This is a genomic window from uncultured Hyphomicrobium sp., from assembly GCF_902826555.1.
Lineage (GTDB): Bacteria > Pseudomonadota > Alphaproteobacteria > Rhizobiales > Hyphomicrobiaceae > Hyphomicrobium_C.
In genome coordinates this window covers 1-26144 of sequence record NZ_CADEFI010000012.1, presented here as the reverse complement: position 1 = coordinate 26144, position 26144 = coordinate 1, and the positions used below count along the sequence as shown (strand labels likewise).

Annotated in this window: 23 protein-coding genes; 9 read left to right on the top strand and 14 right to left on the bottom strand. The window is 65.1% G+C overall.

The features are described 5' to 3' along the window. Positions 1 to 72: 72 nt before the first annotated feature. The 4 genes from QZV93_RS07415 to QZV93_RS07400 form a co-directional block, all read right to left on the bottom strand. Positions 73 to 741 carry a hypothetical protein gene (locus QZV93_RS07415; protein WP_295557252.1) on the bottom strand — a complete coding sequence of 223 codons (669 nt, stop codon included), beginning with the start codon at positions 739 to 741 and terminating at the stop codon, positions 73 to 75. A gap of 199 nt (positions 742 to 940) precedes the next feature. After that, the gene (locus QZV93_RS07410) at positions 941 to 1285 is read right to left on the bottom strand and encodes a hypothetical protein (RefSeq protein ID WP_295557251.1); all 345 of its coding nucleotides are present in this window, start codon (positions 1283 to 1285) and stop codon (positions 941 to 943) included. A gap of 155 nt (positions 1286 to 1440) precedes the next feature. Beyond that, positions 1441 to 2214, bottom strand: coding sequence for a ferredoxin--NADP reductase (locus QZV93_RS07405; protein WP_295557250.1), 774 nt, complete (start codon positions 2212 to 2214; stop codon positions 1441 to 1443). 126 nt (positions 2215 to 2340) lie between these two features. Beyond that, a complete protein-coding gene (locus QZV93_RS07400) occupies positions 2341 to 4488 on the bottom strand; it encodes a molybdopterin oxidoreductase family protein (RefSeq protein WP_295557248.1) in 2148 nt (715 codons plus the stop codon). A 236-nt stretch (positions 4489 to 4724) separates the two neighbouring features. Between QZV93_RS07400 and QZV93_RS07395 the strand changes: the two genes are divergently transcribed. Beyond that, on the top strand, positions 4725 to 5078 hold the full coding sequence (locus QZV93_RS07395) for a hypothetical protein (RefSeq protein WP_295557247.1): 354 nt from the start codon (positions 4725 to 4727) through the stop codon (positions 5076 to 5078). 47 nt (positions 5079 to 5125) lie between these two features. On the opposite strand, the gene QZV93_RS07390 is transcribed toward QZV93_RS07395, so the two are convergent. From QZV93_RS07390 to epmA, 4 genes are all read right to left on the bottom strand, one after another. After that, the gene (locus QZV93_RS07390) at positions 5126 to 9280 is read right to left on the bottom strand and encodes a hypothetical protein (RefSeq protein ID WP_295557245.1); all 4155 of its coding nucleotides are present in this window, start codon (positions 9278 to 9280) and stop codon (positions 5126 to 5128) included. A 255-nt stretch (positions 9281 to 9535) separates the two neighbouring features. After that, the gene (locus QZV93_RS07385; RefSeq protein ID WP_295557243.1) at positions 9536 to 10588 is read right to left on the bottom strand and encodes a lysine-2,3-aminomutase-like protein; all 1053 of its coding nucleotides are present in this window, start codon (positions 10586 to 10588) and stop codon (positions 9536 to 9538) included. Further along, the gene (locus QZV93_RS07380; RefSeq protein WP_295557242.1) at positions 10585 to 11055 is read right to left on the bottom strand and encodes a GFA family protein; all 471 of its coding nucleotides are present in this window, start codon (positions 11053 to 11055) and stop codon (positions 10585 to 10587) included. Before QZV93_RS07380 ends, QZV93_RS07385 begins: the two co-directional genes overlap by 4 nt. A 33-nt stretch (positions 11056 to 11088) precedes the next feature. Next, positions 11089 to 12138 carry an EF-P lysine aminoacylase EpmA gene (epmA, locus tag QZV93_RS07375; RefSeq protein ID WP_295557240.1) on the bottom strand — a complete coding sequence of 350 codons (1050 nt, stop codon included), beginning with the start codon at positions 12136 to 12138 and terminating at the stop codon, positions 11089 to 11091. A gap of 170 nt (positions 12139 to 12308) precedes the next feature. On the opposite strand from epmA, the gene QZV93_RS07370 reads away from it, so the two are divergent. Both QZV93_RS07370 and efp read left to right on the top strand, forming a co-directional pair. Further along, entirely contained in the window at positions 12309 to 13046 is a 738-nt protein-coding gene (locus tag QZV93_RS07370; RefSeq protein WP_295557238.1) for a hypothetical protein, read from the top strand. 185 nt (positions 13047 to 13231) lie between these two features. Then, positions 13232 to 13801 carry an elongation factor P gene (gene efp / locus QZV93_RS07365; RefSeq protein WP_295557237.1) on the top strand — a complete coding sequence of 190 codons (570 nt, stop codon included), beginning with the start codon at positions 13232 to 13234 and terminating at the stop codon, positions 13799 to 13801. 9 nt (positions 13802 to 13810) lie between these two features. Here the strand turns inward: efp and QZV93_RS07360 are convergent, their stop codons facing one another. The 3 genes from QZV93_RS07360 to QZV93_RS07350 form a co-directional block, all read right to left on the bottom strand. Then, positions 13811 to 14068 carry a hypothetical protein gene (locus tag QZV93_RS07360; protein WP_295557236.1) on the bottom strand — a complete coding sequence of 86 codons (258 nt, stop codon included), beginning with the start codon at positions 14066 to 14068 and terminating at the stop codon, positions 13811 to 13813. A 135-nt stretch (positions 14069 to 14203) separates the two neighbouring features. Beyond that, the gene (locus QZV93_RS07355; RefSeq protein WP_295557234.1) at positions 14204 to 14500 is read right to left on the bottom strand and encodes a hypothetical protein; all 297 of its coding nucleotides are present in this window, start codon (positions 14498 to 14500) and stop codon (positions 14204 to 14206) included. Between the two features lie 189 nt (positions 14501 to 14689). Further along, positions 14690 to 15355, bottom strand: a complete 666-nt coding sequence (locus QZV93_RS07350; protein WP_295557233.1) for a TIGR00730 family Rossman fold protein — start codon at positions 15353 to 15355, stop codon at positions 14690 to 14692. A gap of 316 nt (positions 15356 to 15671) precedes the next feature. On the opposite strand from QZV93_RS07350, the gene QZV93_RS07345 reads away from it, so the two are divergent. After that, complete coding sequence (locus QZV93_RS07345) at positions 15672 to 17453, top strand: LysM peptidoglycan-binding domain-containing protein (RefSeq protein ID WP_295557232.1); 1782 nt, start codon at positions 15672 to 15674, stop codon at positions 17451 to 17453. A 155-nt stretch (positions 17454 to 17608) separates the two neighbouring features. Then, the gene (locus QZV93_RS07340; protein ID WP_295557231.1) at positions 17609 to 19591 is read left to right on the top strand and encodes an ABC transporter ATP-binding protein/permease; all 1983 of its coding nucleotides are present in this window, start codon (positions 17609 to 17611) and stop codon (positions 19589 to 19591) included. A gap of 34 nt (positions 19592 to 19625) precedes the next feature. Here the strand turns inward: QZV93_RS07340 and QZV93_RS07335 are convergent, their stop codons facing one another. Beyond that, positions 19626 to 20075, bottom strand: coding sequence for a pseudoazurin (locus QZV93_RS07335; RefSeq protein WP_295557230.1), 450 nt, complete (start codon positions 20073 to 20075; stop codon positions 19626 to 19628). A gap of 211 nt (positions 20076 to 20286) precedes the next feature. Here QZV93_RS07335 and QZV93_RS07330 point away from each other — a divergent pair, with 211 nt between their 5' ends. Beyond that, the gene (locus QZV93_RS07330; RefSeq protein WP_295557228.1) at positions 20287 to 20952 is read left to right on the top strand and encodes a hypothetical protein; all 666 of its coding nucleotides are present in this window, start codon (positions 20287 to 20289) and stop codon (positions 20950 to 20952) included. Between the two features lie 116 nt (positions 20953 to 21068). Next, positions 21069 to 21647, top strand: coding sequence for a flavodoxin domain-containing protein (locus QZV93_RS07325; protein WP_295557226.1), 579 nt, complete (start codon positions 21069 to 21071; stop codon positions 21645 to 21647). Positions 21648 to 21669: 22 nt separating this feature from the next. On the opposite strand, the gene QZV93_RS07320 is transcribed toward QZV93_RS07325, so the two are convergent. Further along, positions 21670 to 23163, bottom strand: a complete 1494-nt coding sequence (locus tag QZV93_RS07320; RefSeq protein WP_295557224.1) for a L,D-transpeptidase — start codon at positions 23161 to 23163, stop codon at positions 21670 to 21672. Between the two features lie 177 nt (positions 23164 to 23340). After that, the gene (gene serB, locus QZV93_RS07315) at positions 23341 to 24258 is read right to left on the bottom strand and encodes a phosphoserine phosphatase SerB (protein WP_295557222.1); all 918 of its coding nucleotides are present in this window, start codon (positions 24256 to 24258) and stop codon (positions 23341 to 23343) included. Positions 24259 to 24318: 60 nt separating this feature from the next. Between serB and miaA the strand changes: the two genes are divergently transcribed. Together miaA and QZV93_RS07305 are read left to right on the top strand one after the other, a co-directional pair. Further along, entirely contained in the window at positions 24319 to 25251 is a 933-nt protein-coding gene (miaA, locus tag QZV93_RS07310; RefSeq protein ID WP_295557220.1) for a tRNA (adenosine(37)-N6)-dimethylallyltransferase MiaA, read from the top strand. Between the two features lie 117 nt (positions 25252 to 25368). After that, on the top strand, positions 25369 to 26144 hold a 776-nt coding region (locus QZV93_RS07305), incomplete at its 3' end, for a thiamine pyrophosphate-binding protein (protein ID WP_295557218.1).

Here is a 26144-nt window from a genome sequence, read left to right as displayed (position 1 = left end):
ACAAAGACCATGATCGCTTCGGGCCCTACCAGTCCGAAGCGTGAATCATCGGTCTAGAACAAAAAGTCGCCCTCACCAGTCCGAGCGCCAGAGCGGAAGCGCCATCGCGCCGCGCGGGATGACGACGAGTCCCGCCGCGTCCTTGCCGCCGCTCACGCCCAATTCGCCGGCGAACTTGTTGACGATGTCCGCCTTGAGCTTTGCGTCCGCGTTGGCATTGAAGTTGATCTTGTACTCGAACCGGCCGACGGCGAGCCGCACGATCTGGAATTGGAACTGGTTCTCGTCGCCCTTCGGGTTCGTGGAGCCGAGGCAGGAGCGGCGGATCTGCTTCAGCTTGTCCTCCGCATATTCGTAGATCGTGCCCGTGAACGTGAGCGACACGTCGTTGACGTACGACCCCTTGAAGGACGCGTTCAGGATGTTGGCCCAGCCGGCGGAAAGCCCGAACGACTTCTGATCGTGCGTGAAGAACACTGCGCCGTCGAGATTGTCCTCGAACCCGTCTTTGTCGAACGGGGCCCGGCAGCGCACCATGTTGAGCTTGAGCAGCTTTTCGCCTGTGCGCTGATAGACGCGCTTGTCGAAGTGGCCGCGCGCGATGGTGCCGGGGGTATAGACGGCGAGCGGAGGGCTCAGCCTGTAAACGTTGAGATTTTCCGCGATGGCATCGGCGCGAACGTCAGTGGCGAACGCCGAACACAACACAAGGGCGCAAGCGCCCCACAGCGCACCACGCATGATACAGACCCCGCACAAAGACCCTCAAAACGCGGCGATGATAGTCGGGGCGTGCCGGTATGCAATCGGCCGCATGCGGAAATAGATGCGGTGTGCCACAGCGGCCACGAAGCAGAGCGCGTCCGAAATGAGTGCGGCCCTGGCGAGGTGACCGGGGCCGCACGTGCAAGCGATTGAGACGAAGGCCGATTTCCGCGGTCTACTCGGCGGCCTTCCACACCAGGGTGTCGGTGTAGATCTCGAGCAGGTTGGCCTTGCAGTAGTCGACATCGGCGTCGAAGTAGGTGCCATCGACGAAACGGATCTGCGTGCGCACGGTGCACTTGCCTTCGTCGGTCTCGAAATCGAGCTCGATGGTGTCGCCCGGCTCGATGCGCTTATCGACCCAATTCTCGCTCCATTCGCCGTCCTCCTGCGTGCGGAATTCAACGACGGGCGAGTTGCCTTTGTTCTCCACGTCGAATTTCCAGCTCCCGGCATAAGCGGGAGTGAGCGAGAGAAATGCGACCGTAAGACCGAGTAGGGATGCGCGAGCGAGTGTCATTGCAATGTCTCCGTGAGCGAGAGCTTCGCGGCGCCGTCTATCATGAGTCTCGGAGAACCCTCTCGGGGAAGTTACGGAGATCAGCAGTAAAACAATCATGGAACGGAGGATGCCTATCCTCCTTGTGCGGTGCGAGAGGAGGCGGGCAAATCCGCCTACTTGTCGACGAACGCCTTCTCGATCACGAACTCGCCGGGCTCGCCGAGGCTGCCCTCAGTGAGACCGCGCGCGATGTAGAAGTCCTTGAGATCGCGCAGCATGTCCGGTCCTCCGCAAATCATGACACGGTCATGCTCAGCCGAAAGCGCGGGCAGGTCGAGGTCGCGGTAGAAGGTGTCGGATACGACGAGATCCGTGATACGTCCCGTCACCTTGAATGGCTCGCGCGTCACGGTCGGGCTGTAGATCAGCTTGGCGCGGATCGCGTCGCCCAGATACTCGTCTTGCGGCAGCTCATGCATGATGCGGTCGCCGTACGCGAGTTCCGAGACCAGCCGGCAGCCGTGGACGAGAACGATCTTGTCGAAGCGCTCGTAGAGGTCCGGATCGCGGATCAGGCTCATGAACGGCGCCAGCCCGGTTCCGGTGCCGAGCAGGTAGAGAATCCGCCCCGGTTTGAGATTGTCGATGAGCAGCGTGCCCGTAGGCTTGCGGCCGACGAGGATCTTGTCGCCCTCGCGGATATGCTGCAGCCGCGACGTCAGCGGGCCGTCCGCGACCTTGATGCTGAGGAACTCGAGATAATCGTCGTAGTGCGCGCTCGCGATGCTGTAGGCGCGCGTCAGCGGCCGCCCTTCGACCTCGAGACCGATCATGACGAACTGGCCGCTCGCGAAGCGCAGGCCCGGGCTGCGCGTGGCGGTGAAGCTGAAAACCGTGTCGGTCCAATGCCTGACGGCGAGCACGGATTCGGTCGTGAAGGGCGCCATTTTCGGCCTCTCGATAATGCAAAGCTACCTCATCGAAGCGCACACCGCGCTTCGATGTTTGTCTGTTCCAGGAGAGACAGGAACCTGGCCTTCATTTAGGTGAAAGCCATTACTTGCCTTCTGCGGTCAGTTGACGCGCGTGACCTCGACCAGGTTGTCGGAAAACGTCGGAGCGCGCCCGAGGCCGGACCACGCGTCGGACGAGATGGAGTTAACGGAGCCGTCCGACCGGTTGAGCGAGCGCCAGTAGCCGAGCGTCGCTACCACGATGCCGGGATTGACGTCGTCGGTGATGCGCGCGACGCCTTCGAAAGAGCCGCGCGCGTTTGCGACACGCACCGGATCGCCTTCCCGGATGTTGCGCGTGTCGGCGTCCGCCTTGTTGATCATCACGAATTGCTCGCCCTGGCCTTTGATCTTGTGCGGCTCGTTGGCGTAGCAGGAGTTGAGGAACCCGTGGCTTTTCGGCGAGATGATGTTGAGCGGATACGACTTTGCGAGATCCGGATTCGTCTCGGGGCTCTCGCGCACCGGCACGTAGCCCGGCAGCGGATCGATCGGTGCGCCGTCCTGGTCACCGTCGTACATGGCGCGGAACGGCCCCGCGACGAAGTTCTTGTGGTCCGGGAGCAGAAACTCGACCTTGCCTGAAGGCGTCGGGAACTTGCCTTCCGCGTGCGGCGCCCGCGTGTCCTTCGATCCGACATCGATCCTGTAGAAGCCGTGTTGCTTGAAATACTCCATGTCGACGCCGCCCATCTTCGGGTCGTCCCAGTTGATGTAGGCGGCGCAAAGCTCGCTGTCGGTCATTTTGAAGACCGGGTCGTCGAAGCCCATCTCGGCCGCGAGCAGACGCCACAAGTCGCTGGTCGGCTTGCATTCGCCGGGCGGATCGACGGCCTTCTGATTGTACGTGAAGTAGAAGGTGCCCCAAGACCACATCATGTCCTCGGCTTCGCCTGCCATGGCGGAGGGAAGGATGATGTCGGCGTACTTTGCGGTGTCGGTGATGAAGTGTTCGGCGACGACCGTGAACAGGTCTTCGCGCTTCAGGCCTTCGACGATTTTGTTGGTCTCCGGAGATTGGCTGACCGGATTGGTGCAGAACACGAACAGGCTTTTGATCGGCGGATCGAGTTTCATTTCGCCGGTGAGAGCCTGGCCGAGCCTCAGGTTGTTGACGACGCGCGTGCCGGGTTTGATGAAATCGGGACGCGCGGCCTTCACCCAATCGACCGGGAAATCCCACAGCGGCAGCTGCAGCATGCCGCCGCCGACATGGCGCCATGAGCCGGCGACCGCAGGAATGGCGTAGACGGCGCGTGCCGCCTGTGCCCCGCCCGCCGAACGCTCGATGGCGACGCCGATGCGGATCGCGGAGGGCTGCGAGGTCGCGAACTCGCGCGCGAACGTGGCGATGTCGGCCGCCTTGACGCCGGTGATCTTCTCGGCGACGTCGAGTGTGAATTCGGCGGCGCGCGCTTTGAGCTCCGGCCAGCCCAGCGTGTACTTGTCGACATAGTCCTGATCGACGAGGCCCTGCTCGGCCAGCGAGTTGATGACGGCCAGCGCCAGTGCGCCATCGGTGCCCGGCTTCGGACAGATATGCCAGTCGGCGGCTTTCGCCGTGCGCGAGCGGAAGGCATCGACCACGACCACTTTGGCGCCGCGCTTCTGCGCTTCGAGCACGAACGGCCAGTGATGCAGGTTGGTCGAGATCGTGTTGCATGCCCAGATGACGATATACTTGCAGTGCACGAAGCTCTCGGGGTCGACACCGCCGGTCGGCCCATGCGTGAGCAGCCATGCCGTCGACGAGCCCGACGTGCAGTAGGTTTTCTCGTTCACCGTCGAGCCGAGCCGGTTGAAGAATGGATCGCCCGAGTTGATGCCCTGCACGAGACCCATGTTGCCGAGATAGCTCTGCGGCATGATCGCCTGGCTGCCGTAGGTGTCGATGATCTCGCGCCAGCGCCGGCCGATCTCTGAGATGGCCTCGTCCCACGTGATGCGCTCGAAATTATTGCCGCCGTTCGGCCCCGATCCTTTGGGTCCGACGCGCCGCAGCGGATACATCAAACGGTCGGGGTTGTGATGGTGGTCGTGAAAGTCCTTGAGCTTGACGCAGAGGCCGCCCCGCGTGAACGGATGGTCCTTCTTCCCGCGCACCTCTGCGAGCTTGCCGTCGCGCACGATGTAGTCCATCCCGCACGTGTCTGGGCAGTCGTGTGGGCAGGCACCGTGGAACACTTCGGCTTTGATCTGCTCGTTCATGAATGCGTCCTCCCTCGCGTTTTTCTCAGTGCGGCCGTTGCGGCATTCCCTCTTCCGGAGGACGCCAGCTTCTGTTTTTCTGATGCGACACTCTGACATCGCGTGCGTAAATCATCAACCATCTTGTTGACTATTGGGATGAGCGGAAAAGCGCAGCGTTTCGAGTTGGATACCGCAACAACGCCGTTCGTAATGGCTGAGCGGATATAACGGAGATACCCAATGGGAGGTCGCGAATGCGCGTGCTTTGGACGCCGCTGAGCAAGCCGTGGGCGCCGCCGAGCGCGGATGCAGAGCTCTGCTGCGGGACCATGGCAGCGCAGCTCGAGTTCACCTGCACGCAGCACGCCGATCCGTTCGAGTGCGGGGACAACCTCCTCGTCTACAACGAGGTGCTCGACGAGTACGGCCTCATCGTCCACGACGGCGGCCCATCCTACGTGCTGATCGCCCACTGTCCCTGGTGCGGCACGCGCCTGCCCGAGAGCCAGCGCGACCGCTGGTTCGACGAGACGGAGGCCAAGGGTTTCACTGATGACACGCTGCCGCTCGAATATCTGACCGGGGAGTGGCGCCGCAGATCGCGCTGAGCCGCATAAAAAAAGACCGGCGGGAGATCGCCGGCCTTTTGCTTCACTCAGCGGGGGACCTGCCTCTGCGGTGTCGGCTTCGGCACGACCTCCTTTTTCAGGATCAACTTCGGTGGCGTCTCGACTTTCCGCGCCACGCATCGGCCGTTGGCGTCACGTACCTCGCCCTTCTTGCAAGGCACGACGATCTTCACGCACTTGGGCGGTGTGCCGCGCATGCCGGGAGGACACTTCGGAGGCTCGACCTTCCGGCAGTTGGGCGGCTTGCCGACGGTGCCCGAAGGACACTTCGGCGGCTCGATGGGCGTGCAGCGGGGCGGCGTGCCGGTGGTTCCCTTCGGGCACTTCGGCGGATCGACCGGGCGGCAGTTGGGCCACGTGCCGACCTGGCTGGACGGGCACTTGGGTTTCTCGATCGGCGTGCACTTGGGCGGCCGTCCCGTGGTGCCCGGCGGACAGGTGAGCGGCCGGCAATCGGGCCATTTGCCCGTCATGCCCTCGCCACAGATCTTCTCCTTGCAGTTGGGTGGCTTGCCGGTGGTTCCAGGCGGACAGGAGTCCGGCTTGTCCGGCACGCAGCGGCCATCGCGATTGCGGCTGTAGCCGTCGCGGCAGACGCAGCGGTTTCTTGCCAGACGCACTTCGTTCGGGCCGAGCACGCAGAGAGGCGGCGGAACCACGACAGGCGGCTCCGTCACGACCGGCGGCTCTCCGGGACCGGAGACACAGCGTCCGTCGCGCCGCTCGTAGCCGTCGCGGCAGACGCATTGCCCGGACGCCGTCCGCACCTCGTTTGTGTCGGGCGTGCAGGTTGGCGTCGTCGCGGGAGGCTCCGGTTCGGCTTCGGCCACTACCGTGACGCAGCGTCCCTTGCGGTCGCGGGCATGCCCCTCAGCGCACGCGCACGCGCCGGAAGCGGTTCGCGTCTCGCCCTCGGCCGGCTTCTCGCACGTCGGCGCACGATTGCATTCGGGCGAGGGGATCGCCGAGAACGCTGTCGCGCTGTCGTCGGCACCGCTCTTGTTCCACCGCGTATTGGCCGGCGGGAAGATCATCGTTGCTCGATTGCTGACCACGCACTGCGCGCCTTTCGCAAACGTCGCCGTGATGGACAGAGACAGGCTCTCCCCCTTGGCGAGGTCGAGCGGCCCGCGTGAGCAGGTCCAGGCCGCACCGCCTCCACCGCAAGCCCAATCGGCCGGGAACTTGACGTTCGTCGGCGCGGTGCTGAACGTGTCGGTGACGTCGATGCGGCCGCTGAACGGATCCGGTCCCGTGTTGGTGATCGTCACGTCATAGGCGCAGCGATATCCGTCGCCGTCCTCGACGCACGGGCCGTTCGCAACCTTCTTCGTCTTGAGGTTGGTCGGATCGCAGAGCACCAGCTCGAGCGGCCCGCCTTCGTCGAAACGGATCCACGCCGCGTCGGCCGTGGCGAGCGCGGAATCGTCCACGACCTTGAAGTTGTCGGGCGTGCCGCCGGCTGGCGCCGTAATCGTCACGTGGTTCGGCGCCCAGCACTTGGCCGCCTCGAGCGGATCGCGGTCGAGATCGATGGCGACCGGGATCGTGACACTCGCAGCCGGTGCGATGACGGGCGGCGCGGCCGTGGTGCACGTATAGAGCGGCGGCCCGCCGACACAGCTCCAGGGAGCCGCGACGGAGGAAAGTGTGCTGCTGGCAGGCACCGTCTCCGTGAACGTGATGGGTGCGATCGACGGTGAGGGGCCGGTATTCTTCAGCACGATGTCGTAATGGCACCGCACCTGATCCACTCCCTGCTTGTGACAGTCGAGCGGAGACTTGCTGATCTCGAGGTTGACCAGCGGCGGCGGTGCGCCGACGGGCACCCATGCGCAGCTCACCGCGTTGGGATCCGAGCCCGGTCCCGGCGGCAAAGCCGGCGCCGGCTGGCCCGGAGCGGACGCGGAGAAGCAATTGTGCGCCCAGTAGTTCGGCGGCAAGGCCGGCATGGTCGCGGTGACTGAGAAGGTCTTCGTCTCGCCGGCCGCGAGGCCGAGCGGCGCCGTGCAGGAGAAGGGCATCACCACCGGATCCGGAGCGCAGCCGAGCGACGGCGCGATGGCCGCGATAGGCGCCGCCACGGGCGCTCCGCCGCCGTCGACGAACAGACTGTCGGAAAAGAGCACATCGCCCGCGAATGGCAGCGCGCCCGTGTTGGTGACCGCGAGATCGAACGTGCAGGCCCCGCCCGGCAGGCAGGACGCCGGCGCCGATTTTTTGACGACGATCTGCGTCTTCTGCTCCACGCACGCCGTGCCGCTCCAGGGCAGCGCCAGCGAGGCGCAGTTGCGGAAGCCGGCGTTGCCGGCCGCCACCAGCGGGCCGGTGTCGACGCGCACCTCGACAGAGCGCGACTGGCCCGGCACGAGCCCGGCGAAGGGAAGCTGGCAGGCGAACATCGCGGTCGGTGTAGGCGAGCAGAGCCAGTCCGCTCCGTCCGGGATCGCGCTGGCGATGAGCACGGCCGAGCCGGCGTCAGGTCCCGCCAGCACCGTCGAGGCATCGGAGAAGCCGACCGGCCCCGTCAGCGTCCAGCCGACGTTGGTGAGCGTGATCGTGCAACGGATCACTCCGCCGAGCGGCCCCGGCGCGCAGACCTTCGCGATGTGGACACCCGGCTTCGAGAGGTCCGGACCAACGGGGCCAACGGGAGGAATGGACGGCACCGGGACTTGGGGCGGCGGATTGACGGCAATCTCCGCGTCGCATGGCGCCCGGATGGCGATCGCGCCCACCTGCCCATGTCCACCGCGCGTGCGGCTGCCGACCGGAACGAACCAGCTCTCCGCGGGTGGTGCGAGATCGCTGTCGTAAAGACCGAAATCGCCCTGCAGGGCCTGGGAGCCGGTCTGTGCGCGCGCCACGGACGCGGCTTGCGCAGCGGCCGCAGTGACGCCCTGCAATCCGTCCACGTAAACGCCCTGCGGGTCGGCGCGCAAACCTTCGCCCGTCGTCCACAGCGTGGCGCGGCATTGGCCGAAGGCCACGCGGCCGCTCTCGTCATGGCCATAGGAGAGCGCCGCGCCGCCATTGGTGGCCCGATGCGGCGACGGCATGCCGACGGCGTATTCGTCGGGCGTGTCCTTCCAGCTCTGGCTCGTCGCGTCGCGCGTGTAGCGATAGACGACGGAGGTTCTGGGGCGCGCGAGCGCCGCATAGTCGTAGCTGCCGACGGTCTCGCCGCGCTGGGTGAGATAGACGCGCGCGGGACCATCGAACGCGATGCCGGTGATGGGGTTGTTATCGGGCGTGCCCTTGACGTCGATCTCGAGACGGACGTCGTCGCCGAGACTGCCGTCGGCGAGAAGGCCGACCGACCACAGCGACGGGCCCTCCGCGACGGCGTAGTAGAGCCGCCCGCTCTCGACCGCGAGCCCCGTCACGCGGCGTTTCTTGTCGGCAAGGCCCCACGTCGCCGGATCCTCGACGTTGAACGCGGGGTCGTGAATGTCCATGCGCGTTTTCGCATCGTCGAGCGCCGCCGGCAGCCGCAACGCTCCGCGCCCCGTGAGTCCGTGGTCGTAGACGCCGAGCTCGCCACCCCTGAGATCGAGGCGGTGGATGAGACCCGTTTCGAGGCTCGCGACGAAAATCTGGCGTGAGGCGGGATCGAACGCCAGCGCGCCGAGTCCCGGTCCGGCGTTCTCGCGGCCCCCGCTCGAAATGGTCGCAAACGGTGTCACCGCGCCGGTCGTCCCGTCGATCTTCCAGATCGTGCCCGGTCCGCCGCCATTGTCCGAGCCGAACTGCCCGGGCGCCCAACGCGCGTCGGGCGCGCCGCGCACGAGGCGCATCACCTTGCCGTCCTCCGTCGTTTTGACGATCTGCAACCCGAACAGGCTGGTGGCGGCAGCATAGATATCGGGAGCCGCATCCGGCGCCGCTTCCGCAAGCACGACCGCGAACACCTGGCCGATGTCCGAGGCGCTGACTTTGAGCTTGTCGGCCAGATCGACGAACTGTCCTTTGGCAACGCTGTCGATGGCAGAAAGATCGATGACGCGCAGCACGGGCCCTGACGGATCGAGCAACGTCTGATCGCGCGGATGCTGGCCGCCGACGCTGTCTTGCGATTGGGCCGTGCCGGAGAACGTGGTGACGACGGCTGTACCCCGCTCGATCAGCGGCAACTCCGCCGCTTGCCCCATCGAACGCACGGGAAGGACGACCAGAGCCAACGCGGCGACGATCGCCGCAACGTCAGTGCGGTATCGCCGTCGAACGCGCGCTCTGTCTTGATCTGTCGTGGTCGTGCAATCGCTGAGGGGCCGGCAGTCCGCATGTTCGCATGCCGCGCTGGTCATCGTTCGTCTCCATAGGCCCAGGAGCCCGCTCCCAAGACGGAGCGTGCGCATGAGCAAGAGCGTGTCCAGCTTCGATCAGATCACGGTGGCGTTGGCGCCGCTGTTACGTGAGGGATAGGGAATGAAATATTAAGGCGCGCAAGAGCCGTCCGTTCGATGCGGAAGGCCGGAAGAATCGAAGACAACATCGGCGGCACTGTCGAGATAGGCAGGGCCGACCGGTACTTTTCCGTGTCCACCCGGGATGTCAAGGACGTAGGTCGGCATGGCGAGGCCCGAGAGCCGTTGCCGGAGCGCCGCCATCAGCGTCTGCCCTTCGGCGAGCGTGGTTCGGAAATGCGCCGTGCCGGGCGCGAGATCTCCGTGATGCAGATAGTAGGGCTTGACCCGGCATTCCACGAGCGCGCGCATCAGCGCCTCCAGCGTCGCCACGTCGTCGTTGACGCCCTTGAGCAGCACGCTCTGGCTGACCATCGGAAGTCCCGCGTCCGCGATGCGCCCGATCGCGCTGCGTGCTGCCGCCGCCAGCTCGCGCGGGTGATTGACATGCAGCGCCACGAACACGGTCTTGCGCGACGAGGCGAGTGCTGCAACGAGCTCGGCCGTTACGCGCTCCGGCGCCACCACGGGCACGCGCGTGTGCCAGCGAATGATCTTCACGTGCGGGATCTCGCCGAGAGCTTGCGTGATCTCCCGCATGCGCCGCGGGCTCATGATGAACGGATCGCCGCCGGTGAGGATCACCTCCCAGATCTCGGAATGCGCTCGGATGTAGGCCAGCCCCGCCTCGATCTCATCGGCAGTGAGGTTGGCTTCCGCCGCCGGCCCCACCATCTCGCGGCGGAAGCAGAAGCGGCAGTACACCGGGCACACGCCCACGATCTTGAGCAGCACCCTGTCCGGATAGCGATGCACGATGCCCTTGAGCGGGCTTTTGACGTGATCGCCGATCGGATCCGTGCGCTCGCCCGGCGTGAGATCCAGCTCGCGCACGTCCGGCACGAACTGCCGCGCGATGGGATCGCGGGCGTCCTTGGTATCGATCAGCTCCGCCATCGCCGGCGTGATGGCAACCGCATAGCGCTCGCCCACGCGCGCGATCTCGGTTTCTGCGCGCGGCGGCACCAGCCCCGTATCGACGAGGTCCATGGCGGTCCTGAGCGTCTGGCGCAGATGTGTCATGCGGGTGGCCACTGCTCCGTGTCGTGGTCGGGATGCTGATAGGAGACGAGGTCGACGAGAAACGGCGCCGCGTCGGGATCGGAGAGCGTCACCTCGCCCGGAAGCTCGTGAATGTGGTCCGCGTAGGGGAGTTTCCCCTCGATGCCCCATTGAACCATGGGCACGATCGTTTCCGGATGGTCGAACGCTCCTATGGCGATGGCGATGCCGTCGGGCGCCTCGTAGGAGAGCGGCGTGCCGCAATCGCCGCAAAAGCCGCGCCGGGCCGCATTCGACGACTGGAATGTCTTTACGGCGCCGCGAGTCCAAATGAGCTTCGCGCCACGCACCGATACCAGCGGCGCATAGAAGCTGCCGAACGCCTTCTGGCACATGCGGCAATGACAGACGGAGGCATCGCCGAGCGCACCCTCGACGCGGAACCGGACGGCTCCGCATTGGCATCCGCCGGAATGTGTATCGGTCATATCCGTCTCCATGCCGCATGCGCGGGAAATACGTTAAGTGCCCTCACGCGCGAGCGGTGTCCAGATGACTTGGTCGACGTGTGTTGCGCCTGCCGCCAGCATGACCAGGCGCTCGAAGCCGAGCGCACACCCCGACGAGGGCGGCATATGCGGCAGCGCCGCCAGAAAATCCTCATCGAGCGGATAGCGCTCGCCGTAGATACGAGCTTTCTCGTCCATCTCATAGGCGAGACGCCGCCGCTGCTCCTCGGCGTCGCCAAGCTCTCCGAATCCATTGGCAAGCTCAACGCCCGCCACATAGAGCTCGAACCGCTCGGCGACCTCCGGCCGTCCGGCAACGGTGCGCGCCAGCGCCGCTTCCGGTGCCGGGTACTCGGCGAGGATCGTTGGCAACGGCTGCCCAAGATGCGGCTCGATCTTCTCGACCAGCACGCGGGAGAAGATGTCGGACCACGTGTCGTCGCCTGCGGTGCGGATCCCCGCCGCTTCGGCATGGAGACGCAGCGCATCGCGGTCGGTGACGCCGCCCCTGCAGGTGTCGAGCAGAGGAATGCCGGCGTGGGCGCGGAAGGCTTCGTCGAGCGTGGTGCGATGGAGTCCGCGCCCGATGTCGGCCTCCCGGCCGCGGAAGGACCATCTCGTACGCCCCGCGGTGTCCGCCGCAAGCGCGAGGATCGCCGCGCAGTCGTCCCACAGCGCCGTGTAAGGCGCACCCGCCCGGTACCATTCGAGCATCGTGAACTCGGGCGCGTGCAGGGACCCGCGCTCCCGGTTCCGGTAGACAGGTGCGAAAGAGAAGATCTGTTCCTCGCCCGCCGCGAGCAGCTTCTTCATCGCGAATTCGGGAGAGGTGTGGAGGTAGAGCCGCCGGCGGTCGAGTCCGGTCCCGATCAGCTCCGCCTCGAACGCGTGCAGGTGAGTTTCGTTGCCCGGCGAGACCTGCAGCGCCCCGGCGTCGATCTCGACAAAGCCTTGCGTGGTGAACCAATCTCGGATCGCCGACTTGATCCGGTTGCGCAAAAGCAGCCCGGGGCGGCGATCACGGTGGCGGTCCACGTCCCACCATGGGGAGGATGAGGGCATCGGGCGGGTTCCTGGACGGCGTCATCGTGACGTCGCGGGCGCACCATATCGAGGCCGCTGGGGACGTCTCAAGGCCCAAACGAATCCACACCCGGTTGGGGACGCGCCTTGCCGACGCCGCAGCCGCGGGCTTAACCTTCTTTCCACGGAGCCAGCCGAAGGGGGAACGCATGACCGCGATGGCCGAAGCTGACACATCGACACTCGACACGCCGACCCTGACGGCCGCCGCCGTCACGCTCACGTTCGCCGTTCTGGCAGGCGTCGTGCTGGGTTCGATCCCGCAGGAAGGCCAGCTTGCCGGCGCGCTCGATGCCATCAAGAATGTCGTCTACATGCTGACGGTCCCGCTGTTCGACATTTCGCGCCGCATCTTCACGCGTCGCAAGGCGGCCGCTGCCGCGAGCGCCGCGCCGCTCGTCGAGGGACCGAATCTCCTGAGCACGGCATTCATTACCGCGCTCGTGCTCTTTATCCTGGTCGAGCTGGTCAGCTGGCTGACCGGTTTCGGCATGGGCAGCATCTGCGCCGTGTTCGGCCAGCAGGGCCAGATCAGTGACTTCGGCCAGTGCTTGACCCTCGGCGTCAGCGTGCTCGGCGTGGTGCTGATCGCCCCCATCATGATTGCGCTCGGCGCAAGCGCCGGCTGGATGTGGAAAGGCCTGTTGCACAGGGGGCTCTTGACCACGCTGCTGATCTTCATGGTCGTGGTAGCCGGTCTGTTCGCACTCGACTTTTTCATACTTCTTCAGCAAGCCGCCGGACCGGCTCAAGCGCTCCAGGATCACTTCAATTCCGTGGGCCCGGTGCGTCAGATCGGCCTTCAGGTCGTGATTCTGACCGCCGGTATTCTGCTGGGTTATGGCGCGAGGCGCCTGTGGCAGGGTGTGGCCGGAGCCTTCGGTTGATCGAATGCCCCGGGCGCTGGAAACGGCGGTTTAAGGCTGTTCCGGCGCGGCCCGCGCGCTTGGGCCTTGGCCTTGTCCGCGATCCAGAGTATGAGAGCGCCCAGATTTCCTGCCCGGGATGGATATGAGGCGAGGCAACCCCGAACGGTTGCCGTCGGGCGCGATTGGAATTGAAGGAGAAGACCGTGGTTAAGGTGATCGCCAGCTCGATCCGCAAAGGCAATGTTCTCGATCTCGACGGCAAGCTGGCTGTTGTCATCTCGGCTGAGAACATTCATCCCGGCAAGGGTACGCCGGTGACGCATCTCGAGTTGCGCCGCATTGCCGACGGCGTGAAGGTGACAGAGCGCTATCGCACCACCGATCAGGTCGAGCGCGCCTATCTCGAGGAGAAGGACTACAACTATCTCTACGAGGACGACATGGGCTTCAACTTCATGCAGCCCGAGACCTTCGATCAAATCCTGATCTCGAAGGATGTCGTTGGCGATCAGTCCGTCTGGCTGCAGGAAGGCATGACGTGCAACGTGTCGCTGTTCGAGGGCAACCCGATCGCCATCGAGCTGCCGGCGCGCGTCACGTTCGAGATCGTCGAGGCTGACCCCGTCGTAAAGGGCCAGACCGCATCGTCGTCCTACAAGCCCGCGAAGCTTGCGAACGGCGCGCGCGTGATGGTGCCGCCGCACATCGGCAGCGGTACGCGCGTTGTCATCATGACGGCCGATGGCTCCTACGTCGAGCGCGCCAAGGACTGACGCTCGGCGCTAGAAAAGCCCGGGCGGCCCTGCGAACGGTCCCCAATATGACGTGAAGGGGTAATAGTAGTAGCGCTTGGCATACCGGCGCTGCCGTAAACGCTCGCGCTTGGTCGCATGCGCGCGCCGCGCCTGCTCGCGATGCTCAACTTTTCGCTCGCTCTCGGCATAGGATTTTTTGCGCACGTCGGCCGCAGCTGCGGGAGCGGTGCCCGCTGCAAAGAGCAAAACCGGGAAAAGCGCAATAAGCATCATACGAAGCCGCATCAGGGCCTCCGGAGATCTGAATTCGGAATACGGACGCGCAATACGCCACGCGCGTCGCGCATCGCCACAAGAAATAAACGAAATGGGCCGGTTCGATGTTCCCTGCGTTACTGCACGCCGCGAAAGAAAGCCGTTTCAGGCCCGCTCGCTGCGGTTGAGCGGATCCACATCCCATCCGTCGTCGTCATCGTCGTCCGGCCCATGCGCAGAGTCGTCGCTGTCGTTGTTCTCGTCGTCCCCGTAGCCGTGGTCATGGTCGCCCGGCCGGATGACGTCGTCGCCATCGTCCTCGTGGTCGCCGTAGACTTCGTCGTCGAAAACCAGAACCAAACCGCCGGGAGGCGACGCGGCAAAAGTGAGTTTCGACGGCTCGGCGACGGCGACCGATCCGGAAAGGGCCAGCAAAGCGACGGCAAGTGCGGGTAACGGCATGAGGACCTCCTGTCTGACCCCGACGCCGATAAAATGGCCTCTGATTGGGGCTATCGGAAGGTGCGGCGCGACAACTGGGAAAGTCTGTCGCGGCGCGCGCAGCCAGGCTGGCCCGCGCCTCCCGTACACGGCGCAAGGGATTGCAGCAGGAAATCAACCTGTTGCGGTCGATAAAAGCGACCTGCCGGCTTAAAACTTGGAGAGGGCACCCGGCGCCACCGCGACGTCTCTTTCGCGATAGAGGGACAGGACCTGCGGCACGATCTCCCGCGCATCGGAGACCACATTGAGGCGCACCTCGAGCCCGCGCCGGATGAATGCCTCTTTGCGCATATGCTCCAGAAGCCCCAGGAACGGCGTCCAGAACTCGGCGACATTGGCGACAATGATTGGCTTGTTGTGCTGGCCGAGCTGCGCCCACGTAAGCTGTTCGACGAGCTCTTCCAGCGTCCCGATGCCGCCCGGCAATGCGACGAAGGCATCCGAGCGCTCGAACATCATCTTCTTGCGCTGGTGCATGTCGGCCGTGACGAGCAGATCCGTGACCTCGCGCAGCATGTGCTCGCGCTCGACCAGAAACTCCGGGATGATGCCCGTGACTTGGCCGCCGGCTTCGAGTGTCGACCGCGCGACTTCCCCCATGAGCCCAAGTCCGCCGCCGCCGTAGACGAGCCGGATCCCGTTCTCTCCGAGCGAGCGGCCGAGCGTCCGCGCCGCCGCGACGTAGGCGGGGTTCTCGCCCGGGCCGGAGCCGCAGTAGACGCAGATGCTGCGCACCGGGCCGACGCGCGTCGGCACGGCCGGCGCGCCGTTCACATGCTGCGGTGCCGAGGGGCGTGAGCGACTTTTTGACATGGGTTCGGAGGCGGGTGACCCGTGATTTGGAGTGTTGTTCAAGTGCATTCCTTAATTGGGATCGAAGTGAAAACTATGACATTGGCATGCGAATTAAGATGGGGTGGCGGGATCTCTCTGCCAATGCTCGTCGTCGAAATGGAGTGAACGGGCCCATGCAACCATATGGTCCGGCAATGAAAGATCGGAAAGTCGTTTGCCCGGCACCCGGCCGGTGGCTTACCTTGGAGAGGGCGCCGGCACGGCTGGCGCCGGGAGTTGAGGAGTAACGGCGTCGATGCGGGATGGCTATGCGAGAAGGCGGGCCGGGGGATATGTGTCCGTCGCGATCCTCGGGATCTCTGTTCTGGGGGCCGGGGCAGTCGCCGGCGACGCAGCGCGCGCGGACGGCTCGCGGCACGCCGAGAGCCCATCCGCGCCGACGATCTCTGACCGTGTGAGCGACTGGCTGGAGCACGCCGCAAGCACGTATCAGTCGGAGGTCGCGGGAAAATTGTCGGCCTCGCGCTACGCCGCAGCAGCGAGCGACCCCGTTCAGCCGACCCCCGGACTTCTACGATCCCTGCGCACGGCTGTCGACGCGGCGCTGGGCTATATCGCCTTCTGGATCGAGCAAGGGTATCGCGCCGCCGACCTTGCGCCGCCGGAGCTCGCCTATAGCACCGTCGCCCTGTTGGCCGACCAGACCGCACATGATGCCAAGGCCTTCGTCGAGGCACGCCGCAAGGCGGAGGCCGAATGGCAGGACGCGGTTGCACGCGCCGACGCTGCCGCAGCTGTCGCCGCGCGAGAGGCAACCGCGCGTAAAGACGCTGAGAAAGCCGCCGCCGCCGAGGCAGAGCGCAAGCGCGCCGAGGCGCGCAAGGAAGAGCTGAAAAAGATCAAGGAAAACTTGGACCGTCGTATTGAGGAGGGGCTGAAGAAGCTCGAGGAGCTGGAGAAGCTCGACAAGACCAAGAAGACGGAGGCAACCCGCCTGTCCCTTGCCGCCGATGCCGCAAGCGTAACCGGGGATAGCCTCAAAGCTTTGGCGGACCGCAAGCGCCGTGCCGACGCCGATCGCCGCGCCGCCGAGGAGAAGCGTATCGCCGACGCCAAGACTGATTACGCCCGCCAGGTCGCGGACGCCGAGGCCGCACGCAAATCCGCCGACGACGACCGAATTCGCAAAGCCGCGGAAGCGCAACGCCTGGCGGAAGTGAAGGCCGCCGAGGATCGCCGCGCCGCCGAGGCGGAGCGGGCCCGGAAAGAGGAGGAGCAGCGCTTGGCTGCGGAAGCGAGGAAGGCGGAGCTCGATCGCCAGACTGCTGCCGCGGAGGCAGCGAAGCAGGCGTCCGCAGCGGCGAAATCCGAGGTTGCGGCCCAGGAGACGAAGAAGGCCGCGGGCGAACCTGTCGCCAAGGCCGAAACGGAATCCAAGTCTGCCGCCGTGCACGGCACCGGAGATACCGCGCGGCAAGCCGAAATTCGCCAATCTCAGGAAAGGCGCGTCGAGGCGGCCAAGGCGGAATATGCCCGGCGGGTCGCGGCCGCCGAAGCAGCCCGCAAGGCCGAGGACGATAAGCACGCAGAAACCGAACGGAAAAAGGAGGCCGAGGCACGCGCCGCGGAGCAGAAGCGCCTCGATGCCGCCAAGGCGGCATATGCCCGTCAGGTGGCGGCGGCTGAAGTGGCCCGCAAGGCTGCTGACGCCGAGCAGACCCACAAGGCTCAAGACGTCGAGTCTCGCCCCGAAGCAACTGAGGCGCCCGAAAGCGGCAAGGCTGACGCCGCCCACACACACGTTGCAAGCGCTGAAGGCGCGTCGCAGCACGTTGCGCCTCCGCGCAAGAAGCAGCCGCAGATCGTGCGCAAAAGCTCAAAGTGGAAGGCGGCCCACAAATCGCGCCGCGAGGCGGCCAAGCCGGGCAAACGCAAGCGGCAGGCACAGAAAAATGGCACACGCGTTCATGTCGTGAAGCGCGGCGAGACGCTCTGGGCCATATCCCGGCGCTATCTCGGCGACGGCAAGCGCTACAACCTCATCGTGCGCGCCAATCGCGGCCGCATATCCGATCCCGACCGCATCTATCCTGGCCAGAGACTGCGCCTACGTTAGCCCCGAGGTCGCAGCCGTGCGGGCCAGGACGCTCCCAAAGCGCCGTTGAGGTGCGCGAGAGGGCGCGCTAAACCTCCCGCCTGCTCCAAACCGTCGTCCTGTGCGTATTGTCAGGAGGACACCGAGACGCGCGCACGGGAACGGCTGATCGCCATATGAGACCAACCACCATTGCCACATCGTCGGCGAGCCGCAGCGAGCGGCCGGACCTGCTCGGCCTCAAGGCCGACGTCAGCCATTGGGCGGTTCTGAAAAGCCTGCTGCCGTTCATCTGGCCGGCTGGCCGGCCGGATCTCCGGGCCGAGGTCGCCGGGGCCTTCGTGGTGCTCGTCTTTGCCAAGCTCGTCACTGTCGCCGTGCCGGTTGCCTTCAAGTGGGCGACCGATTGGCTTGCCGCGGACCTCGCAAATCCGGAGGTAGCGGCCGGCAAGGCCTTGGCGCTCGGCGTCGCCATGGTGATCGTCGCCTATGGTGCCGGACGCGTGTTGATGATGGTGCTGAACCAGATCCGCGACGTGCTCTTCACGCGTGTCGGCCAGCACGCCATCCGCGAGTTGAACAATCGTACCTTCCGCCACTTGCACAAGCTTTCGCTGCGCTTCCATCTCGAACGCCGCACGGGCGGGCTTTCGCGCGTGATCGAGCGCGGCACGCGCGGCATCGACCTCATCGTGCGCATGGGCGTGATGCAGCTCGCGCCGACGGTCGTCGAGATGCTGCTGGTCGCGGCTCTCTTGGTCTACTACTTCGACTGGACGTACGTTCTCATTCTGGTCGCGACCATCGTATTTTACATGTGGTTCACGTTCTCAGCGTCCGAGCGGCGCATTGCCATCCGCCGCGAGATGAACGAGAGCGACACCGAGGCCAACACCAAGGCCATCGATAGCCTTTTGAATTTCGAGACCGTGAAATACTTCGGCAACGAGGAGGCGGAGGCGCGTCGCTACGACGCCTCCATGGCGCGATACGAAAAGGCGGCCGTCAAGACGTACTACTCGCTCGGCGTCCTCAACTCGGGTCAGGCCGCGATCTTTACGGCCGGCATGACGCTCGTGATGTGGCTGGCGGCGCGCGGTGTGATGGCGGGCACGCACACCGTCGGCGACTTCGTGCTGATCAACGCCGTTATGATCCAGCTCTACCAGCCCTTGAACTTCATGGGCATGGTCTATCGCGAGATCAAACAGGGCCTCGTGGATCTCGAAACCATGTTCGCGCTCCTGTCTGAGAAACCGGAGGTCCTGGACAGGCCGGGCGCAAAGACACTTGATGTGCGTGAAGGCACCGTGCGCTTCGATCGCGTGTCGTTCTCCTACGACCACGATCGGGAGATCCTGCACGACATCTCTTTCGAGGTCCCGGCAGGCAAGATGGTGGCCATCGTCGGTCCATCCGGCGCGGGCAAGTCGACGATCTCGCGTATCCTCTTCCGCTTCTACGACATCGGGCAGGGCGCCGTGACCATCGACGGCCAGGACATCCGCGACGTCACCCAGGCCTCGCTGCGCCATGCCATCGGCGTCGTGCCGCAGGATACGGTGCTGTTCAACGACACCATCCTCTACAACATCCGCTACGGCCGCCCCGATGCAACCGACGCCGAGGTGCATGAGGCCGCGCGATTGGCGCAGATCGATCGCTTCATCGCCACCCTGCCGCAGGGCTACAAGACCATGGTGGGTGAGCGCGGCTTGAAACTGTCGGGCGGCGAGAAGCAGCGCGTCGCCATCGCGCGCACCTTGCTCAAGAGCCCGCCCATTCTGATGCTCGACGAGGCGACGAGCGCCCTCGACAGCCATACGGAAAAGGAGATCCAGGATGCGCTGGATCGCGTCGCGGCGAACCGCACGACGCTGGTCATTGCGCACCGTCTTTCGACGATCGTGCACGCCGACAGCATCATCGTGCTCGATAAAGGGCACCTCGTCGAGCAGGGCACGCACGCCGAGCTGATCGGCAAAGGCGGGCTCTATGCCAGCCTCTGGAGCCGCCAGCGTCAGGCCGAAAAGGCCCGCGAGGAGCTGGCCGCTGCGCTGGAGGCGGGCTCGGGTGCCTCGCCCGAGCAAATCCAACAGCGGCTGCCTGCAGTTGCGTCGCAGACAGCCGCTTCGAGCGACGAGCCGCCGGGCTTCTAGAAGCCAAGAGCGCCCGTCCCCTTGTTCGGTCCGCCTACTTGCCGACCTGCTCCTTGAGCGCGTCAAAGCGCTTCTGAGCCGTGCCCGGAGGCGCATAGCTGTCAAGCTGCGCCTTGTTCGTCGGATCGCCGGCCACGACCATCGCCAGCATGCCCATCGGATAGTGCGGATGGCACTTGATGCCATAGATGCCGGGCTTGTCGACAGTGAGCACCACTTCCTGGTTGAGATCGCCCTTGAACTCTGCGGCACCCTCGGGCCACAGGCCGGGGATCATCTCCGCGTTGTGGCCCTTGTTTGTCGGCACGAACTTCACTGTGTCGCCGACGTTGGCCTTGATGAACTCCGGCTCGAACAGCATGAACTTGCCCTTGCCGTTCGCATTCATCATCTTGACGACGTGCTCCTCCGCCGATGCGGATCCTGCAAACGATGCCGTGAGCAAAAGAGCGCCTGCGACCGCGAGCCCGAAACGTGACGTCATGTTTCCCCCTGGAAGGTTCATATTGTTGATCGTTAAAGTATAGAAACATCGCGACCGTGTCAAACCTGACTCGAGAAGGAAAGAATGGCAAAGCGTCGCGCCGTAGGGAAAATCCGGAGGGGCAGCCGTCTCGAGCCGGGCACTTCGTGCATGACCCGTTAAGCGCCGCCCTGTAGCTTGGCGGCAGGAGCAAACACGGCACGGGGACCGGATGTCGGGGCAATCCCTCGACCAGATGAAAGCCGCAACGCGGGCAGGGAAGGCCCTGCTGCGTCGGGCGGCCGTGCGCGCGCTCTTGGCCCTACGGGCGCTGTGGTATCTGGTCCGCGCCCCACTGGGTTTCGCGCTGCAGGTGATCGCGGCCCTCGTCCTGCTGTTCGAGGAGTGGGGCTGGCGGCCGCTGGTCGACGCGCTCGCCTATCTTTCGCGCTTCAGGATCTTTGCCCGCATCGAGCGCTTCATTGCCGGCCTGCCGCCCTACGGCGCGCTCGCCGCGCTTGCCGTGCCGACATCGGTCTTGTTCCCGTTGAAGCTTCTCGCCGTCTATCTCGTGGCCCAGGGGCAGGTGATTGCCGCCGGCCTCTTGTTCGTCGGCGCCAAGATCGCCTCCACGGCGCTGATCGCCCGCATCTTCCTTTTGACGCGACCGGCGTTGATGCAGATTGGATGGTTTGCGGCCATCTACAATCTCGTCATGCCCTGGAAAGAAGCCTTGTTCGAGACGATCCGCGCCTCCTGGGCCTGGCGCTACGGGCGCATGGTGAAGAACCGCGTGCGTCTTGAGTTGAAACAGGCGTGGCTCCGGCTCAGACCGCAGCTTGATCGCTGGGCGTCGCGTGCCCGCCTCGCCATTCGCCGCGTGTTCGGACGCGCATAGCCCGCGGCAAAGTTTTAGGCCCGCAACACCCGTTGATCCATATCAACGTTCACCGTTCCGCAGGGCCTATCGTCGCGTGCGTAAGGTCACGCGGCGGGACTAAGGGAGGCGATACCATGAGCGTCCTGGTTCTCTATTCTTCGACAGAAGGTCAGGCGAAAAAAGTCGCGGAGCAGGTCGCAAAGCACGCCGAAGCGGCAGGCCACGCCGTCGCGATCTACAACATGGGATCCGATGCGAAGGTCCCGCGCATCGCGTCGTTCGATGTCGTGATCGCGGCCGCATCCGTGCACCAGGGGCATCATCAGGACAGCGCGCTCACTTTCATCGCCGCTCAAGCCGGTGAGCTGGACCTGAAGAAGTCCGCCTTCATCTCCGTGAGCCTTTCGGCAGCGATGGCCGACGGCAAGGCGGAGGCACAGGCCTACGTCGACCGCTTTCTCGACGCGACGGGTTGGAAGCCGCACATGTGTCTGCTGGCGGCGGGCGCCATCCGTTTATCATCGTACGACTATTTCGAGCGCCAGGTCATGAAGTACATTGTCATGCAGAAGGGCGTCGCCCGCGATATGGACGTGGACTACGAGTGCACCGATTGGCCCGAGCTCGAAGCCTTCGTCGAAACCGTACTCGACGCCGGAACGAAAGTCGGCGTGCAAGCCGCCGGTCGGTCCATCGACAAGGCGAACGCGTAGCCTATCCTCGGCGCGCCCGCACCTACCAGAACCAATCCGATTGCACCTGTTTGGTGCGATTGCGCCGACGGTCAGGGGCAGGAGCCGGGGCCGGCTGATCGAAGAAGCTGAAGAAGCCGCCGCCTTCCCATGGCTTGATGACGGGAGGGGGTGTCGGCTTGCGCGTTTTGAAGCCGCCCTGAGGCCGGTTGCTCAACACCGCAACGAACTCGGTACGATAGTTGGTTTCTTTACTTAAAGGTTCGTCGGAGACGATGATCGAGGATCGCGGCAGCGCAGTCGGCGCGATCCGATCCAGCACGTCGCTCGGGATGCTGATGCGGTCGAGCGCATTTTTAGCGTTGTCACCAGCGTCGATCGAGACCGCGCTCCAACGAAGGCCCGCGCCGTCGGACGCCATCGCTGTGAACACATGCGTGCCGATCGGCAGATCAGGATCGCGGATCGCGACCGGAACCTCGATGGTCGCGTCGAAGACCTCGCCGCCGTCCGGCCACGGCTTGCGCGTGTTCCTCCGCACGTAGAGCTTTTGTGTAGCGCGGCTGATGTAGATCGAGACCGGCTCGAGCGCGAGCTTTGCCTCGCTTGCCGCTTTGGCAGTGTCGGCCTTTTTAGTTTCAGCCGCCTTGGCGGCCTCGGTTGCATTGGCTGCGGCATCGATCTTCGGCTGCACCTCGGCCTTGATGGTCTCGAGCTTCGTGGCCGCTTCGGTAGCCTTGGCGGCGGCCTTGAGCCTCTGCTCCTCGGCGCGCGCCTTGGCCTCGTCCGATTTGGCCTTCGCGAGAGCCTTTTCGGCGGCAGCGAGGGCGGCGTCGGCAGAGGCCTTCTGTCCTTCCGCCTTGCGGAGCGTAGACTTGGACGATGCCGCCTCGCGTGACGCCGTCTTAGCGAGCTTCTTCGTCTCGCCGACCGCTTTGGCGGCCTCCTCGGCTTCGAGCGCGAGACTTTCGGCACGCGCCGGGGCAGCAGCGACGGCCTCGGCGTTCGGCACCAGCAGCGCCGGGTGAGAAAACGCGACAGGCGTAGAGTCGTCCGGAGAAATAATCACGCGCATCCCGATGCTCGTCGTGTCGAACAGCTTCGCGGCAAAGCCGTACGGCATCCGCACGCAGCCGTGCGAGGCGGCATACCCTGGAAGCGGGCCGCCATGCATCGCGATCCCGTTCCAGGTGAGCCGCTGCATATGGGGCATGTGGGCATCGTCGTAGAGGTTCGAGCGGTGGTCGATGTTCTTCTGGAGAATGGCGAACACGCCGGCTGGCGTTTCGCGTCCCTTGGTGCCGGTCGAAACTGGCGCCTTTAGAATCCAACCTTCGGCGTCATAAAACGTGACCTGCTGGGACTTGATCGACACGATCGCCATGAGCGGTTCGCCGGCATCGCGCGCCGCCGTCTCCTCGCCGAACCGGGTGGACTTGGTCGCACTGGCGTCGGCACTCAGCGCCACTAGCGCGCATACGGCCGCTATCGCTGTGGTCGCGGGAAACCTCACACGCAGTACAGTTGATAGCGGCATTGTCGATCTGTCTGACAAGAGCGATCCCCGTTTGATGCCAGTCCTCGTTAGCCTTGATCAAGTTTGAAGACGCAATCTTAAGGTTGGCTTAGGGAGCTCCGCTCTCGGTGTGCTTTTTGGGACACTTTGGCCGCACCCCGGAAATGCGGGTTGCGATTATTGCGCCGCGAGCCGCCATCACCCCCCGAACTCTCCGCGCGCATATCCCTGCAGATGCAGCAGGGCGGTTAGATCGCCGTGCGTGACGACGGCGCCACTCGCAAGCGCGCGCGCGCGATCGGCGAGAATGGGTTTGGCGCGATATGCGACCCCGAGCCCCGCCGCCGCCAGCATCGCCACGTCGTTCGCGCCGTCGCCCACGGCAAGCGTCTGGACCGCATCGAGCCCGTGTCCGGCCGCGAGCCGCCGCAAGGCATCGGCCTTGCCTTGGGGGCCGACGATCGGCTCCTTGACGCGGCCCGTAAGGCGTCCGCCCTCGATCTCGAGCACATTGGCGACCACGGCATCGAACCCGACGCGCTCCGCGACCTGCTCGGCAAAGATCGTGAAACCGCCCGAGATGAGAGCACAGCGGGCACCATGCGCCCGCATCGTCGCGATAAGCGCTTCGGCGCCCGGCATCAGCGTCACCCGGTCGAGAAGCGGAGCGAGCCTCTGCGCGTCGAGCCCGGCGAAGAGCGCCACGCGTTTGACGAGCGAGCCCTCGAAGTCGAGTTCGCCCCGCATTGCCGCCGCGGTGATGGCGGAGATCTCCGCATGGCAGCCGACCAGCCCCGCGATTTCGTCGATCAGCTCCTGCTCGATGATCGTGCTTTCCATGTCGGCGCACAGGAGCCGCTTACGCCGTTCTTCCGGCGCGCCCGGCACGATGTTGACGTCGATCGGCAGCGACGCAACGGCTCCTTGAGCTGCCGCACGGAGCTCTGACGTACCTTCGTCGAGGTGGGGCGTCGCCTCCCAGGCATCCCCCGGCGCCAGCCACCGTGTGTGCGCCGCGGACAGGCCGAACATCGCCAGAACCCTTTGCACGACCTCGTCCGTCACGGCGCCCGATCCGGGCGCGGCCGAAAGCACAAGAGTGGTCGTGGAGGACATTAAGGAACCTCGGCGCAAGATGGCGATGCGGAATGGAAGGAGCTCGGCTAGAAAGCGCGCATGGCAAAGCTCACACCCATACTGATCGCAGGGCCGACGGCCTCGGGCAAGTCTGCACTTGCGCTGGCGCTGGCTGAGCGTCTCGGCGGCACGATCATCAATGCCGACGCCATGCAGGTCTATCGTGAGCTCGACGTTCTGACCGCGCGCCCGAGCGAGGACGACCAGCGTCGCGCGCCTCACCTCCTCTACGGTCATATCTCCGGTGCCGAAGCCTACTCCGCGGCGCGCTGCGCAATCGAGGCGCAGGCAGCCATTGCCAGAGCCCAGCAAGACGGTCAGGTGCCCATCGTCGTCGGCGGCACCGGGCTCTATTTCAAGGCGCTAACCGACGGCCTGTCGCCCATTCCCGAGATCCCGGAGGACATCCGCAGCCGTTGGCGCCGCCGCGCGGGCGAGGAGGGTGCGCCGGCGATGCACGCGATCCTCGCAGAGCGCGACCCCGAGATGGCCGGCCGCCTCCGGCGTACGGATCCGCAACGGCTCGTGCGCGCGCTCGAGGTCTTGGAGGCGACCGGCGTGTCGCTGGCGCGCTGGCAGGAGATGCCGGGCAATCCCGTCGTGCGCGTGGAGGAGACCCACGCCATCGTCATCTCGCGCGAGCGCGACGAGCTGCGGGCGCGGTGCGACGCGCGCTTCGACGACATGGTGGCCCGGGGCGCGCTCGACGAGGTGCGCACCCTTCTCGCGCTCGGGCTGAGCCCCGACCTGCCCGTGATGCGCGCCTTGGGCGTCAAACAGCTGGCCGCCGCGGTCGAGGGAAAGCTGAGCCTGAGCGAGGCCTCGGAGCTGGCCAAAGCCGAAACGCGTCAGTATACGAAAAGACAGATGACGTGGATGTCGCGCAATATGAAGTCGTGGAAATGGCTTCTTGCGCAAGATATGGAAAGTTTAGCGGCCAGAATAATAGATTTCATTAAATCTAAACCTTGACGCTCCACCCTCCCATCCCTAGGTTGCCGACCCTACGACACCAGAGACGAGAGATGGATCGCGCGGAAAATGCGCGGGCCTCGGCCGTCTCTATTTGCGCGGCAGGCGGAGAGTGACATGGCACGGATGATGACGGGCGCCGAGATCGTGATGAAGGCGCTCCAGGATCAGGGCGTCGAGCATATTTTCGGCTACCCCGGCGGCGCCGTCCTGCCGATCTACGATGAGATTTTCCAGCAGGATAAGGTGAAGCACATCCTGGTGCGCCAGGAGGGCGGCGCCTTGCACGCCGCAGAAGGTTATGCCCGCTCCACCGGCAAGGTCGGCGTTGCGCTCGTGACCTCAGGCCCCGGCGCCACCAATGCCGTGACGGGCCTCACCGATGCGCTCATGGATTCGATTCCGCTCGTGTGCATCACAGGGCAGGTGCCGACGCACCTGATCGGCAACGACGCCTTTCAGGAATGCGACACCGTCGGCATCACGCGTCCCTGCACCAAGCACAATTGGCTGGTGAAGAACGTCAACGATCTCGCGCGCATCATTCATGAGGCGTTCTACATCGCCAAGGCGGGCCGCCCCGGCCCCGTCGTCGTCGACATTCCGAAGGACGTGCAGTTCGCCACCGGCAACTACGTCGGCCCGTCGAACATTGCGCACAAGACCTACAAGCCGCGCGTCAAGCCGGAGCCCGCCGGCGTGCGCGATGCGGTGGAGCTGATGGCCTCCGCCAAGCGGCCCGTGTTCTACACCGGCGGCGGCGTCATCAACTCGGGCCCCAAGGCGAGCCAGCTCCTGCGCGAGCTGGTGCGGCTGACCGGCTATCCGATCACGTCGACCCTGATGGGCCTCGGCGCTTATCCCGCGTCCGACAAGCAGTGGCTCGGCATGCT

Coding starts and splice junctions, on each gene's coding strand:
- QZV93_RS07415 (WP_295557252.1), bottom strand. CDS start 741: ATGCGTGGTGCGCTGTGGGGCGCTTGCGCCCTTGTGTTGTGTTCGGCG.
- QZV93_RS07410 (WP_295557251.1), bottom strand. CDS start 1,285: ATGACACTCGCTCGCGCATCCCTACTCGGTCTTACGGTCGCATTTCTC.
- QZV93_RS07405 (WP_295557250.1), bottom strand. CDS start 2,214: ATGGCGCCCTTCACGACCGAATCCGTGCTCGCCGTCAGGCATTGGACC.
- QZV93_RS07400 (WP_295557248.1), bottom strand. CDS start 4,488: ATGAACGAGCAGATCAAAGCCGAAGTGTTCCACGGTGCCTGCCCACAC.
- QZV93_RS07395 (WP_295557247.1), top strand. CDS start 4,725: ATGCGCGTGCTTTGGACGCCGCTGAGCAAGCCGTGGGCGCCGCCGAGC.
- QZV93_RS07385 (WP_295557243.1), bottom strand. CDS start 10,588: ATGACACATCTGCGCCAGACGCTCAGGACCGCCATGGACCTCGTCGAT.
- QZV93_RS07380 (WP_295557242.1), bottom strand. CDS start 11,055: ATGACCGATACACATTCCGGCGGATGCCAATGCGGAGCCGTCCGGTTC.
- epmA (WP_295557240.1), bottom strand. CDS start 12,138: ATGCCCTCATCCTCCCCATGGTGGGACGTGGACCGCCACCGTGATCGC.
- QZV93_RS07370 (WP_295557238.1), top strand. CDS start 12,309: ATGACCGCGATGGCCGAAGCTGACACATCGACACTCGACACGCCGACC.
- QZV93_RS07360 (WP_295557236.1), bottom strand. CDS start 14,068: ATGCGGCTTCGTATGATGCTTATTGCGCTTTTCCCGGTTTTGCTCTTT.
- QZV93_RS07355 (WP_295557234.1), bottom strand. CDS start 14,500: ATGCCGTTACCCGCACTTGCCGTCGCTTTGCTGGCCCTTTCCGGATCG.
- QZV93_RS07350 (WP_295557233.1), bottom strand. CDS start 15,355: ATGTCAAAAAGTCGCTCACGCCCCTCGGCACCGCAGCATGTGAACGGC.
- QZV93_RS07340 (WP_295557231.1), top strand. CDS start 17,609: ATGAGACCAACCACCATTGCCACATCGTCGGCGAGCCGCAGCGAGCGG.
- QZV93_RS07335 (WP_295557230.1), bottom strand. CDS start 20,075: ATGACGTCACGTTTCGGGCTCGCGGTCGCAGGCGCTCTTTTGCTCACG.
- QZV93_RS07330 (WP_295557228.1), top strand. CDS start 20,287: ATGTCGGGGCAATCCCTCGACCAGATGAAAGCCGCAACGCGGGCAGGG.
- QZV93_RS07325 (WP_295557226.1), top strand. CDS start 21,069: ATGAGCGTCCTGGTTCTCTATTCTTCGACAGAAGGTCAGGCGAAAAAA.
- QZV93_RS07320 (WP_295557224.1), bottom strand. CDS start 23,163: ATGCCGCTATCAACTGTACTGCGTGTGAGGTTTCCCGCGACCACAGCG.
- serB (WP_295557222.1), bottom strand. CDS start 24,258: ATGTCCTCCACGACCACTCTTGTGCTTTCGGCCGCGCCCGGATCGGGC.
- miaA (WP_295557220.1), top strand. CDS start 24,319: ATGGCAAAGCTCACACCCATACTGATCGCAGGGCCGACGGCCTCGGGC.